Annotated in this window: 11 protein-coding genes; 1 reads left to right on the top strand and 10 read right to left on the bottom strand. The window is 61.8% G+C overall.

What is annotated here, in order from left to right:
* Positions 1-20: 20 nt before the first annotated feature.
* The 10 genes from AABF56_RS31280 to AABF56_RS31235 form a co-directional block, all read right to left on the bottom strand.
* Positions 21-422, bottom strand: a complete 402-nt coding sequence (locus tag AABF56_RS31280) for a hypothetical protein (protein ID WP_023513019.1) — start codon at positions 420-422, stop codon at positions 21-23.
* Between the two features lie 315 nt (positions 423-737).
* Positions 738-2,717 carry a heavy metal translocating P-type ATPase gene (locus AABF56_RS31275; protein WP_023513020.1) on the bottom strand — a complete coding sequence of 660 codons (1,980 nt, stop codon included), beginning with the start codon at positions 2,715-2,717 and terminating at the stop codon, positions 738-740.
* A 2-nt stretch (positions 2,718-2,719) separates the two neighbouring features.
* Positions 2,720-3,415: a VIT1/CCC1 transporter family protein gene (locus tag AABF56_RS31270; RefSeq protein ID WP_023513021.1), complete on the bottom strand. Its 696-nt coding sequence runs from the start codon at positions 3,413-3,415 to the stop codon at positions 2,720-2,722.
* Between the two features lie 306 nt (positions 3,416-3,721).
* Positions 3,722-4,039 carry a PepSY domain-containing protein gene (locus tag AABF56_RS31265; RefSeq protein WP_272809017.1) on the bottom strand — a complete coding sequence of 106 codons (318 nt, stop codon included), beginning with the start codon at positions 4,037-4,039 and terminating at the stop codon, positions 3,722-3,724.
* Between the two features lie 139 nt (positions 4,040-4,178).
* Positions 4,179-4,895 (bottom strand): ABC transporter ATP-binding protein, encoded by a 717-nt coding sequence (locus tag AABF56_RS31260; RefSeq protein ID WP_024271190.1) that lies wholly within the window; start codon positions 4,893-4,895, stop codon positions 4,179-4,181.
* A gap of 1 nt (position 4,896) precedes the next feature.
* A complete protein-coding gene (locus AABF56_RS31255; protein ID WP_272809016.1) occupies positions 4,897-6,099 on the bottom strand; it encodes an ABC transporter permease in 1,203 nt (400 codons plus the stop codon).
* Positions 6,096-7,289, bottom strand: coding sequence for an efflux RND transporter periplasmic adaptor subunit (locus AABF56_RS31250; RefSeq protein ID WP_023513025.1), 1,194 nt, complete (start codon positions 7,287-7,289; stop codon positions 6,096-6,098). The genes AABF56_RS31255 and AABF56_RS31250 overlap by 4 nt, the downstream gene beginning before the upstream one ends.
* A gap of 118 nt (positions 7,290-7,407) precedes the next feature.
* Complete coding sequence (locus tag AABF56_RS31245) at positions 7,408-8,013, bottom strand: TetR/AcrR family transcriptional regulator (RefSeq protein WP_023513026.1); 606 nt, start codon at positions 8,011-8,013, stop codon at positions 7,408-7,410.
* Between the two features lie 78 nt (positions 8,014-8,091).
* Positions 8,092-11,292 carry an efflux RND transporter permease subunit gene (locus AABF56_RS31240; RefSeq protein ID WP_272809015.1) on the bottom strand — a complete coding sequence of 1,067 codons (3,201 nt, stop codon included), beginning with the start codon at positions 11,290-11,292 and terminating at the stop codon, positions 8,092-8,094.
* Positions 11,289-11,675, bottom strand: a complete 387-nt coding sequence (locus tag AABF56_RS31235) for a hypothetical protein (RefSeq protein ID WP_272809014.1) — start codon at positions 11,673-11,675, stop codon at positions 11,289-11,291. Before AABF56_RS31235 ends, AABF56_RS31240 begins: the two co-directional genes overlap by 4 nt.
* A gap of 115 nt (positions 11,676-11,790) precedes the next feature.
* On the opposite strand from AABF56_RS31235, the gene AABF56_RS31230 reads away from it, so the two are divergent.
* Positions 11,791-12,929, top strand: a protein-coding gene (locus AABF56_RS31230) for an IS3 family transposase (protein ID WP_306040543.1) whose coding sequence is annotated in 2 segments (ribosomal slippage) — positions 11,791-12,049 and positions 12,049-12,929 — 1,140 coding nt in all. Because the reading frame shifts where the segments join, the coding sequence is not laid out codon by codon here.
* Positions 12,930-12,943 lie beyond the last annotated feature (14 nt).

Below are 12,943 nucleotides of genomic sequence, written 5' to 3'. Positions count from 1 at the left end.
TCTGCAATTTCGCCCCGGCGTCAGGGCTTTTCGACGCGCGCGACCTGATAGGTGACAAACGCGCCTTCCCGCCCGACCGAGATGTATTCGCCAAGACGGAAGCACTCCTCGCCCAGGCGGAAACCGATCTCGTCGTCCCGATCACCCGGCTCGTAATCGAAATACCACTGCCCGCCGGGCTTGCGCCGCAACAGCCCGATGCGGGCCGTCTTACCGTCCCGAAAATATCGGACGCGACAGGCGTCGCGAGATTTCTTCCATTCCAGCGGATCAAGGAATCCTTCGTGGTTGAGCGGAACCAGAAGATCATAGCCTTCTTCCCGATCTCCCTCCGGATGGTCTTTGCCGCGAGCGAGAACCAACCGCACGTGGTGGAAACTTGAGGGTAGTTCTTGTGCCTTGACCACGATCCGATCCTTCATTTCCCCCCTGATACACCATTGGCAAAGGAACGTTCTTGATCTGGCGCAAGTGAGACGAGGCATGTGTTATCCGATGCCGGCGACTATCCGGAACGGTCGAGATGGGCCTGCGTCAGGATGACCGCGCCGATCGCCGCAGGCTGAACCGGAAGCTTCTCCCAGTTAAGCTCGCGCAGGTTCTTGAGCCCCTGGAACAGCCCGCAGTCGATAAGGATGCGGTGGCGCGCCGAGCGATGTCAAAGTCAGCATCGGTGTCCCTTTGCGGTTTTTAGGACAGGGAAGGTCCGGCTGCCGCCCAATCAGCACTGGGTCCAATCATGGTGTGGTGGGCGAGGTCGCCCGCGATCCGGACGTGCTGCCCGTTTGATCCTGGAACTCATATTGACGAGAATGGTGGAGATAGCCGTCGGTGGCGCGGATTCGGTCCGACAGGAGGCGTAGGCCATTCAGCACGACCAGAACGGTGCCGCCTTCGTGTCCGATCACCGCGAGCGGAAGCGGCAGGTCGAAGAACAGGCCGCCGGTCACAAGTACCAGCATGGCGCCGATCGCGAGGACGAGATTCTGTCGGATGATGACGGCCGTCCGCCGTGCAAGCCGGTGCGCATCGGCCAGCTTCTTCATGTCTTCCGACAGCAGGGCGACGTCGGCGGCCTGCAGTGCGACGTCCGACCCCGCCGCGCCCATGGCGATGCCGACGTCGGCGCGAGCCAATGCGGCGGCATCGTTGACGCCATCGCCGACGAAAGCGACCTTGCCATCACGCGCGAGGTCGCCGACCTGGAGCACCTTGTCCTGCGGCAGCATCTCGGCATGAACCTCGCCGGGCGCAAGGCCAAGTTCCGTACCGATGCGCAAGGCCACCGGCCTGCGGTCGCCGGTCATCATCACGATGCGGTTGACGCCACCGGCGCGAAGCGCGGCCAGCGCCGGGGCTGAGCTGGCTCTTGCTTCGTCCGCAACACTGACCGCCCCCAGAACGGTCGCACCGCGCCCAAGATAGACCACGGTCTGAGAACTGTCGGCGAGTTCACGGAACGCCGGATCATCGACGGAGGCGCCCATGTCCTCGACGAGGTGAGCGTTGCCGGCCCATATCGGGCCGAAGGAATCGTAGCCGACGATGCCGGCGCTCGGATGCGACGTAACGTCCACGACCGCCACCGGCTCAACGCCATGAACCAGGGCCTCACGACGGATGGCGGCAGCGATGTGATGCTCGGAATGCGCTTCCAGCCCGGCAAGGAGCGAAAGGAAACGGCGATCCTCACCATCCAGGGCGACAATGCGCGTGACCTCTGCACGTCCATTGGTCAGGGTCCCGGTCTTGTCGAACGCGAAGGTATCGACAGCGGCGAGCGTTTCGAGCGCACCGCCCCCCTTGAACAGCACGCCGCCTCGCGCCGCGGCGGAGAGCGCCGACAGGATCGCTGCCGGGACTGAGATGACGATCGCGCAGGGACTGGCGGCGACCAGGAGTGTCGCGGCCTTGTAGAGGGCCTGTTCCCAGTCGCGGCCAAGCCAATAGAAGACCGCAAGGGCCAGAGCGGAGCCCAGCAGGACACCGACCGTATAACGCTGGCCGAACCACGCGCTGAAGCGCTCGGACGGCGCCTTCGCTTCCTGCGCCTCGGTGACGAGCTGGATCATGCGCGCGATCGTGCTGTCGCCGACCGTCCTGGTGACGGTCACGTCAAGGACCCCGTCAAGATTGACGGTCGCCTCGAAAACCTGCTCGCCCGGTTCCTTGGAGACCGGCATCGACTCACCGGTGATATTGGCTTCGTCGATTCCGCCACGGCCATGCAGGATCACACCGTCGGTCGGCACGCGTGCGCCCGGACGCAGCACCACCACATCGCCGACGGCAAGCTCCGCAGCAGGAACCTCCACCGTGGTCCCGTCCTCTCCTTTGCGGAAAGCCGTCTCCGGCCGGAGCGCCATGAGCGCCTCAACAGCCCTGCGCGCGCGTCCCAATGCCTGGTGCTCAAGCGTGGTCGACACGCTGAACAACGTCAGCAACACCGCGCCTTCGAACGGCGCCCCGACGATCGCCGCCGCCACGGCCGCGACGACCATCAGAAGATCGATGTCGAGGATATGATCGCGCCACAACGCCGTCAGGGCGCTCCAGGTGGCGGGAAGCCCTCCGGCCAAATAGACCATCGCCAGACCGGGAGATCTTAGAATGGAAAGGCCTTCCGCCGGCGGCCAGGTCCCGGCGACGGCCAGCATCATCCCGAGGACCGCAATTGCCGACATGACGGTCTGGAAATCGAGCGACAGACGTTTCATCGTCACACCGCCCGGCCGATCACGGAGCCGATCAATGCGGTCGAGGCCATCGCGACAGCGCCCCAGAACACCACCCGGATAGTCGGTTTCCAGATGCTGGCGCCGCCCGCCCGTGCCCCGATTGCGCCGAGGATGGCAAGACCGATGAGGCAAGCAAGGGACACGGTCCATGCAGCCGTTCCGGCCGGCGCAAGCAGGGCGACGATCAACGGCAAAGCCGCACCCGCCGCAAACGTGACCGCCGAGGTCAGCGCAGCTTGAACCGGTCTTGCCATCACATGGCTCGCCAATCCGAGTTCATCCCGCGCATGGGCTTCGAAGGCATCCTTCGCCATCATCTGTTCGGCGACCTGCCGGGCCAGCTCTGGGGCCACGCCGCGCTGCTCGTAGATTGCCGCGAGTTCGGCCAACTCGGCCTCCGGCTGCGTCGCCAGCTCGTGCCGTTCCCGCGCCATGTCGGCTTCCTCGGTATCGGCCTGCGAACTGACCGACACATATTCGCCCGCCGCCATCGACATCGCCCCGGCCACCAGACCGGCAACACCGGCAACAAGGATCTCATGCGAGGCGTTGGTCGCCGCGGCGACACCGACGATCAGGCTCGACGTCGAGATCAACCCGTCATTGGCACCCAGTACAGCCGCCCGAAGCCAGCCTATCCGTTCGATGAGATGATTTTCCTTGTGAAGGGCGCGCATGAATGGTGCTCCGAGCAGTGATTGTGTGTGCAGCGGGATGATGCTGCGTCGACGCAACCTCATTCCGTGATGGAAGGAAAACGCAGAAAAATGTTCAGTTTAGAATTATTCTAACTAAAGGACTAATTCAAGATACAACCGGCCTTTGGAACCTCACTCGCCAACCACACGGTCTACGGCCATTGGGCGATCACCGGATCCCGGCAGGTCTGCGATCAAGACCAAGATCGCTCGCCCGCCGGACGACCCGGTGTCACCCACAGATAGACAGCTTCGAGGCTAAGCCTACTCGCAAGGCAACCATCGCTAGTCCAATTCCGTCTCCGGCGACGTACCGATGGTACTGCCATCGCCGAAGCGCTTGACGCTGCCATCGACGACCTCGAGCGTTGCGGGATCGATCTTCACCTTGAGGACGTTCCCGCTGGTGTCAGTGACCCGAAGTTCGTAGCAGCCATCGTCGATCTTCATCTTGTCGATGGTCCATCCGAAGTCGCCCGCAAGCTTCCCGAGAGCTTCGAAGGATTGCCTCTTCTGAGGCGGAACGTCGCACGCCTCTCCAGCAAACGCAGCCGTTGCCGGAAACACCGCGAGCAATGCAAGCACTGCCAATGTCTTTCTCATGATTTCTTCTCCTGGGCTGTGTTGTCGATGGAGGAAATCATGCACAGAGGGACTGACGGGCTACTGAAGATCGGCAGAAATTGCCGTCAGCTTCCGGTCAGCAAACACCGCCATCGTTGCAGCGGAAAGATAATCGTTCTCACGGGCCCGTTTCGAAGCCGCGCCCTTCGCCTGCTTCTTCGTGGGTGACCCCGTCGCGGATGTGGTAGATGCGCCTGAAGGTGGGGATGATCTTTTCGTCGTGCGTGACGACGATGATCGCCGTTCCGAATTTCACGGCCATGTCGTTGAGGATCCGGATCACGGTCAACGCGCGCACACTGTCGAGCGGGGCGGTCGGCTCGTCGGCAAGAATGACAGGCGGCCGGTTGACCAATCCGCGCGCGATGGCAACGCGCTGTTGCTCGCCGCCGGAGAGCTGCGATGGCATCGCATCGGCTCGGTGCTCGACATCGAGTGCTTTTAGAAGCTCTCGCGCGCGTTGGCGTGATTCATGATTTGGGATGCCGGCAAGCATGGGAAGCAGGGCGACATTGTCGGTCACGTCCAAAAAGGGAATGAGGTAAGGCGCCTGGAAGACAAAACCGATCTTGTCGCGCCTCAACGCACGCAGATCGCGGATCTTCCATCCATCGTCATAGATCAGCTCGTCACCAAGGGTCATCCGCCCACCGCTCGGGTCGATGACCGCCCCCAGAGCTTTGAGTAAGGTACTCTTCCCAGAACCCGACGGTCCAATCAAACCGACGACCTCGCCGGGCGCGACCCGCATATTGACGTCTTTGAGGGCATCGACGGCGGTGGAGCCGCTGCCATATCGCTTGCGGATTTTCTCGATCAGTATCCCGCCGCCCATCTCAGCCACCGATCGCCTCGGCGGGGTCGACCTTCAACGCCATCCGGATCGCGACGATGCTGGCGAGCGCGCATATGCCGATGACAACGATAACGCCGATGATCGTATCGGCGGAAAGAAGAAGGACGAATTTCGGAAACAACGGCGCTGCAAAGGTCGCCGTGATCTTGCCAACGACGAAGCCGATCAGCCCGAGCACGATTGCCTGCTGCAGGATCATGGATGCGATCGTGCGATTGCGGGTACCGATCAGCTTCAGCACAGCGATCTCGCGTATCTTGTCCATTGTCAGTGTGTAGATGATGAAGGCGACGATCGCTGCGCTGACAACGGCCAGGATCGCGAGGAACATGCCGATCTGCTTGGCCGAGGTGGCGATCAGCTTACCGACCAGAATCTCCTCCATCTGCGGGCGGGTGTAGACCGTCAGTCGCTTCCACCTCGCGATGTCTGTCGCGATCCGGTCCTGGTCGTATCCCGGTTTGGTGCGCACCAGAACGGCGTTTACATAAGGGTTGCTGTTTTGCGAGGCGATGATGGCGTCCAGCAAGCCGGGAACGCCCGGCCGATTGAACTCGGGATTCTCGCTAGTGCGCCGGCGCTGACGGACAATGGAGTCGTTGTCCTTGAGGAATTGCGCTTCCTGCGCGTCCTTCAGCGGGATGAAGACCATCGGGTCGCCGCCCGACGACACCGTCCGTCGCGTCAAACCCACAACGGTAAAATGGTTCCTTCGGACAACGATCCTGTCTCCCAGAGAAAAACCAGTGGCGACATCGGCAACCGCCTCGTAGTGGCTGCGCGTGATGTGCCGCCCGGCGACAAGGAAGGGCGGTCGGCCAGGTGTCGCCATGTCCCCTGGCGCAACGCCCACCACCATGGATCGCACGTCGGAGGTTCCTTTGCGGACCTGCATTGTAAGATAAGTCACGTTGGCGGCTCGCTCGACACCGGGGATCGCCAGGATCATGCGGTAAATGTCATCGTTGATGCTCGAGGACTCGGCGTATGGACCGAGCGTGTTCTGCTGGACAACCCACATATCGGCGCCACTATTGTCGAGCAGCACCTTGCCGTCATCGACCATCCCCCGATAGACGCCTGCCATGGTGAAGGTCACACCGATCAGCAGACCCAGACCGACACCCGTGAAGACAAACTTCCCCCAGGAATGCAAAATGTCGCGTCCGGCAAGACTGATCATTTGAGGAGCTCCGCCGGATTGTCAGCGACACGAATGCGGCTCGTGCTGAGCAATTTCGAGGCGCTGTAGACGACAATCTCGTCGCCAATTTTCAGACCCTTCGTGATCTGCACGGTTCCTTCCAGGTCGGCAGCCCCCAGTTGGACAACCGTAAACCGGATCTTCCCACCTTCGATCTTCCAGACACCCAACTTGCCGCCGAGGTTCTGGACCGCGGCATTCGGAATGGTCGGCGAGGCGGCGATCTCGGGCAGGGCGACCGATACTTCGGCCAACTCGCCAATTGAGGGCAGCGGCACGGGAAGCGTGTCGAAGTTCACCTTTGCAAGATTTTCTTCCGTCACCGCATCCGCAAGGACTTCCACCCGCGCAACGCTTCCCGGTAATCCCTCGCCGGCGCGTGAGCGCAGCGCGATCGTGGCGGGCAAATCCTGCCGCAAGCCCGTGGCGGCAATCTGATCGAACCTGGCATTGATCCAGAGATTTTTTGGATCAATCATTTCCACGACCGATTGGCCTGCGACCACGGTCGTTCCCGGTTCTGCTTTTCTTGCGGAAACGACACCGTCTACCGGCGCAAGCAGAACCAGGTTCTCCCGCTGCTTGACCAGACCGTCACGGTCGGCGCGGTTACGATGGAGATCCTGCTGCGAAGCGAGAAGATTGGACTGAGCGGCCGAGAGAGCGGCCTGCGCCACCTCGCTCTCTTGCCGCTTCGTTTCGACTGCGACCTCACTCACGGCGCGGGTCTTCCAGAGTTCTTCATACCGCTTCGCCTGAGCAAGTGCGTAATCCTTGCGCGTCCTGGTATCGACCACCTGCGCTTCGGCGACTTTGATCGACGCTTCCGCTCGGCCGATCGCCGCTTCAAGTGCCGCGATGCGGGCATCAAGGTCTACCGGGTCCATTTCGGCCAGGGTCTGGCCGGATCGAACCTGATCACCCACATCAACAAGAATCCTGCCGATACGTCCCGCGCTGGTGGGGCCGATCTTGTAGGAGAAACGCGCTTCGACAGTGCCAATGCCGAACAACGCCGGTGAAATCGAACGGGCCTCGACGACGGCAGTCGTAACGGACACCGGCGCGAGAGGGCCGGAGCGCAGGACCACATAGCCAAACAAGGCCGCGGTCACAGCTCCAACGCCAATGAGCAACAGTGTGCGGCGCTGCAATGAAGGCAGTTTCATCGACCTGCCTCCAGGCAAATCTGCGTCATTGAATGATCTGCGATGGGGGTGACGCGCCTCGCTGACGACGTCTTGATCGAGCGAACGGGAGATTTCGTCGCCGAGGAATGCCGATCGATCATCTCGGCACCTCGACAGCGCGCCGATACAACGCAAAAACACCTGGGGCGATTGCACGTATCTGCGCAACATCGCCAACTAGCAGGGATTGCATGACAAGACCCTGGATCGCCCCGATGAAGAGCGCTACGGCGGCCTTGTCATCCAGCGTGTCGGCGAATTCACCCTGCTCCTTGCCGTCCGCGATGAGCCGCCCGAGACGCTCGCCGTAGCGTTGGATCAAAGTATGCGCCATTCGCTTGGCAAGGGTCTGCTCCGCGCGCTGCAGTTCGCCGAACAGCATCCTGGGCACACCGGGATGTTCCATGATGAACTCGATATGCGCGAAGAATGCCGCTTCCAGTGCGTCAATCGGAGAGGACGTCGCGGACGTGGCCTTGTCGATGCGCGCCAGAAGGCGCTCCGCTACCCACTCCATAACCGCCTGAAGAATGGCGTCCTTCGATGGGAAGTGCCTGAACAAGGCGCCTTGTGTCACACCCATGCGCTGCGCGATCGCTCCGGTCGTAATGTCCGCAGGGTTTTGTTCGGCCGCCAGATCGATGACGGTCTCGACGGTCACCCTGCGTCGTTCCGGAGCTGAGAGGTTGGTCGAGCGCGGCATCAGCGGTTACCCCAAAGATAGTAATTAATTACTATCTTACAATTTAGACCATTTTTCAAGAGGCTATGCAAGCGCCGATCATTTCAGCGCCACATAGATCGCCGGAATGACGAGCACCGTGAGAAGCGTCGAGGAGACGAGACCGAACAGCAGCGCGATGGCGAGCCCCTGGAAAATCGGGTCGGTCAGGATCACGCCCGCGCCGATCATCGCGGCGAGCGCGGTCAGCAGGATCGGCTTGAAGCGGACGGAGCCGGCCTCAAGCAGTACATCGACCATTGGCCTGCCCTGCCCCCCGGAATGGCGGATGAAATCCACCAGCAGGATCGAATTGCGCACGATGATGCCGGCAAGCGCGATGAACCCGATCATCGAGGTTGCCGTGAACGGCGCCGCGAACAGCCAATGCCCGAGCATGATGCCGATGAAGGTGAGCGGGATCGGCGTCAGGATGACCAGCGGAAGCTTGAACGAGCCGAACTGCGCGACCACAAGGATATAGATGCCGAGGATCGCCACCATGAACGCCGCGCCCATGTCGCGGAAAGTAACCCAAGTCACCTCCCACTCGCCATCCCAGAGCAGGATCGGGCGGGTTTCGTCATCGGGCTGACCGTGGAGCGCGATCACCGGCTTCGGAACATTGCCCCAATCCGCCTTGGAAATCGCATCGTTCACGGCGAGCATGCCGTAGATCGGCGCTTCGTAAGCGCCGGCAAGCTCTGCCATGACCATCTCCGCCGCCCGGCCATTGTGCCGGAAGACAGGATACGATGCCGGCTGCTCGGAGACCGACACGACGTCGCCGAGTTCGACGACACCAAGGCCCGCCGGCAGCGCGTTGGCCGGGACCGGCGTGGTGAGCGCGCGTTCGTCGATCACCTTCTCACCCTTCGGCAGGGCGATGCGGATCGGGATCGGCTGACGGCCGCCGCCGCGATGCGAATAGCCGACCGTGGTGCCGCCATAGAGATAACGCAACGTGTCATAGACGTCGGACTGCTCGACCCGATAATAATCGAGATTGTCCTGGTCGATCGCGACACGCATACGCTGCGGCTGATTGTGGTAGCTGTCGTCGACGTCGACGATGAAGGGCACGCTCTTGAAGGCCTCGCGAACCTTTCCGGCGACGGCACGGCGCGTCTCGGCGTCCGGTCCGTATATCTCAGCCAGCAGCGTCCCCAGCACAGGCGGGCCAGGCGGCGGTTCCACCACTTTCGCCACTGTTCCCTGCGGCAGCGCAAGGCCCTCGAGGCGCTTGCGAATATCAAGGGCGATCGCATGGCTCGCGCGGCCGCGCGAGCCTTTGGGCAGAAGGTTGACGACGATATCGCCCTGCTGCGGTTCGGCGCGCAGATAATAGTGCCGCACCAATCCATTGAAGTCGAAAGGTGACGCTGTTCCGGCATAGGTCTGGAAGGATACGATCTCCGGCATGTCGCCCAGCCGCTCCACCATTTGCTGCAATGTCCGGTCCGTATCCTCGACCGAAGAGCCCTTGGGCAGGTCGACGATCACTTGAAGGTTGGTCTTGTTGTCGAAGGGCAGCAGCTTGGCGGTGACGTGCTTGGTGTAGAGAAGGCCAAGCGACGCGATCGTGGCCATGCCGACGACCAGCAGGAACGCCCAGGCCCGGGCGCGGCTCCGCAGGACAGGCCGCGCGACCATCGCGTAAATTCTGCCGAGACGCCCTCCATCGGCCGCGGCATGAGCGTGTCCGCGCACTGCCTCCTTCCGGCCGAGCTTCATCATCAGCCAGGGCGTAAGGATCACCGCGACGAAGAAAGAGAACAGCATCGCTGCCGAGGCGTTCGCCGGGATCGGGCTCATATAGGGTCCCATCATCCCCGACACGAACAACATCGGAAGGAGCGCAGCCACGACGGTCAGCGTGGCGACGATGGTCGGGTTGCCGACCTCGGCAACGGCGTCGACAGCGGCCGCGCTGCGCGATCGGTCGTCCTGCATGGCCCAGTGGCGGGCGATGTTCTCGATGACGACGATGGCGTCGTCGACCAGGATGCCGATCGAAAAGATCAGGGCGAACAGGCTGACACGGTTCAGCGTATAGCCCATGAGCCAGGACGCGAAGAGCGTGAGCAGGATGGTGATCGGAATGACGACCGCGACCACCATCGCCTCGCGCAAGCCGATGGCAATGGCGACCAGGAAGACGATCGAGACGGTTGCGAGCCCAAGATGGAACAGGAGCTCGTTCGCCTTCTCGTTGGCGGTCTCGCCGTAATCGCGCGTGACCGTCATCTCGACATCCTTCGGAAAGATCTGGCCGCGGGTCTGCTCCAGACGCTTTACGATATCATCGGCAATGACCACGGCATTGGTGCCTGGCCTCTTGGCGATCGCAAGAGAAACCGCCGGAACCCTTTGCAGCCCATCTGCTGTCGAACGGACATCGGTGACACGGGCCTCCGCCGGCGAGGTGGCAAGGACCGTTTTTGCGACATCGCGCACATAGACGGGCCTGCCGTCGCGCGCGGTGAGAAGGATGTTGCCAATTTCGGAGAGCTCCTGCAGCGTCTGCCCGGCAACAATCGCGCGCTGCTGGCCGCCTTCGCGCACCGTGCCGACGCGGAAGGAACGGTTTGCCCCCTCGATCTTGGCGGCGAGTTGCTGAAGGGTGATGCCATAGAGCGAGAGCTTTTCCGGATCTGGCTCGACCTCGAACTGCTCGGGCTGCTCGCCAGCGATATAGGTGAGGCCGATATCAGGCAGCTTGGCGACCTCGACCTGCAGCTCGTGCGCCAGCCTTGTCAGCCCGTTGGCGGTCCAGTGCCCGGCGCTCTTCTGTGTTGGCCGCAGCGTAACGACGACGATCGCCACATCGTCGATCCCGCGTCCTACGATCAGCGGATCGGGAATGCCGACGGGGATGCGGTCCATGTTCGCCCGGACCTTCTCATGCACCCGCAGGATCGCGGCATCGGCATTGGTGCCGACCTTAAACCGCGCCGTGACGAGCGCACCATCATCCTCGGTCTGGGAATAGACGTGTTCGACGCCGTCGATCGCTTTGACGATGGTCTCGAGCGGTTCGGTTACGAGCTTGACCGCATCCTCGGTCTTCAAGCCGTTCGCCTGTACGCGGATATCGACCATCGGCACCGAGATCTGCGGCTCCTCCTCGCGCGGCAACGATACCAGTGCAACCAGCCCCAGGACGAAGGCGGCCAGCAAGAAGAGCGGCGTTAGCGGCGAGCCGATGAAGGCACGGGTCAAGCCACCGGCCAGACCGAGATTAAGTCTTGGCGGCGTCATGGCAGCACGATCCGATCGCCGTCATGAAGGCCGGTGAGGATTTCGATGCGGGGCTGGCCGTTATCTTCGAAACGCTCGCCGATGATGACAGCCACATCGATCGCGCCCCCTATTCCAGCGACACGTACGTAGTCGATCCCATGCAGCGTCCGCACCGCTTCCGGCGGCACAGCAAGCACGGAGCGCTTGCCCACCGGGATCGATACGAGGGTCCTCTCATTGACGAAATAATCGCCGATGCCGGCGACCTCGACATCGGCGGTGACACGTCCATCGACGATTTCTGGGTAGACCTTGACGATCCGACCCGGAAGCCTCGTTTCGGATTGATCCGGCGACCGTTTCAGGCCGCGCTCGCCGACTGTGACATTTGCTCCCTGCACGATATCGGCCGCATGGCGCTCCGGCAGAGAAAGAGGTGGCTCGGGAAATCTGCACAGCGGGGATAAGTGGAGTTTCTGCCTGACTTCGGCTTAGATGCCGGGAACAGGAGAGACCATGACGAGACGACCGCGCCGGAACCATAGCCCGGCTTTCAAGGCGAAGGTGGCACTTGCCGCCATCCGAGGTGAGCAGACGCTGGTGGAGTTGTCCCAGCAGTTCGATGTGCACGCCAACCAGATCAAGCAATGGAAAGACCAGCTCCTTGAGGGGGCGACAGGTGTGTTCGGCGATGAAACGAAAGCGGAGCCGTCGGGTCCGACCATCGATGTCAAAACGCTGCACGCGAAAATCGGCGAACTGACACTGGAGAACGATTTTTTATCCGGTGCGCTCGGCAAGGCGGGATTGCTGGGCGGAAAGAAATGATCGACCGCGAGCACAAGCTATCCGTCGTGCGCCAGGCGAAGCTTCTCGGCTTCAGCCGTGGCAGCGTCTACTATCTGCCTCTTCCGGTGTCTGACGGCGATCTGGCCCTTATGCGCCGGATTGACGAATTGCATCTCGACTACCCCTTTGCCGGAAGTCGGATGTTGCAAGGGCTCTTGAGAGGAGAAGGTCTGGAGACCGGGCGGCGACACGTCGCCACGCTGATGAAGAAGATGGGCATCGAGGCGATCTACCGCCGCCCGAACACCTCGAAACCAGCGCCAGGGCACAAAATTTATCCCTACCTCCTACGAAAGCTGGCAGTCACCCGGCCCAATCAGGTGTGGGCAATGGACCTGACCTACATCCCCATGGCGCGGGGATTTGTCTATCTGTGCGCCGTCGTGGACTGGTTCAGCCGGAAGGTCTTGTCATGGCGGTTGTCGATCACGATGGAAGCAGCCTTCTGCATCGAGGCGGTGGAGGAGGCACTTGCCCGTCATGGCAGGCCGGAAATCTTCAATACCGACCAGGGATCGCAGTTCACCTCCATCGACTTCACCGCCGTGCTGAAGAGGTCACAGATCGCCATCTCGATGGATGGCAAGGGTGCGTGGCGAGACAATGTCTTCGTCGAGCGGCTCTGGCGTTCGATCAAATACGAGGAAGTCTACCTCCATGCCTACAAGACTGTGTCCGAGGCACGCGCTGGCATCGGCCGATATCTGAACTTCTACAACACCAGACGCCCACATTCATCCCTTGACCGGCGGACGCCGGATCAGGCCTACTTCAACGCGCTGACACCAATGATGGTGGCCGCATAATCGAGGCGGAAATC

Source organism: Shinella sp. WSC3-e, from assembly GCF_945994535.1.
Taxonomy (GTDB): Bacteria; Pseudomonadota; Alphaproteobacteria; order Rhizobiales; family Rhizobiaceae; genus Shinella; species Shinella yambaruensis.
Note: the sequence above shows the minus strand (reverse complement) of the source record. Positions and strands in the feature narration are given on the sequence as shown.

Bases quoted from the DNA above. Each gene is read 5' to 3' on its own strand.
- AABF56_RS31240 (WP_272809015.1), bottom strand. From the start codon at position 11,292: ATGACGCCGCCAAGACTTAATCTCGGTCTGGCCGGTGGCTTGACCCGT.
- AABF56_RS31280 (WP_023513019.1), bottom strand. From the start codon at position 422: ATGAAGGATCGGATCGTGGTCAAGGCACAAGAACTACCCTCAAGTTTC.
- AABF56_RS31250 (WP_023513025.1), bottom strand. From the start codon at position 7,289: ATGAAACTGCCTTCATTGCAGCGCCGCACACTGTTGCTCATTGGCGTT.
- AABF56_RS31265 (WP_272809017.1), bottom strand. From the start codon at position 4,039: ATGAGAAAGACATTGGCAGTGCTTGCATTGCTCGCGGTGTTTCCGGCA.
- AABF56_RS31255 (WP_272809016.1), bottom strand. From the start codon at position 6,099: ATGATCAGTCTTGCCGGACGCGACATTTTGCATTCCTGGGGGAAGTTT.
- AABF56_RS31275 (WP_023513020.1), bottom strand. From the start codon at position 2,717: ATGAAACGTCTGTCGCTCGATTTCCAGACCGTCATGTCGGCAATTGCG.
- AABF56_RS31260 (WP_024271190.1), bottom strand. From the start codon at position 4,895: ATGGGCGGCGGGATACTGATCGAGAAAATCCGCAAGCGATATGGCAGC.
- AABF56_RS31245 (WP_023513026.1), bottom strand. From the start codon at position 8,013: ATGCCGCGCTCGACCAACCTCTCAGCTCCGGAACGACGCAGGGTGACC.
- AABF56_RS31270 (WP_023513021.1), bottom strand. From the start codon at position 3,415: ATGCGCGCCCTTCACAAGGAAAATCATCTCATCGAACGGATAGGCTGG.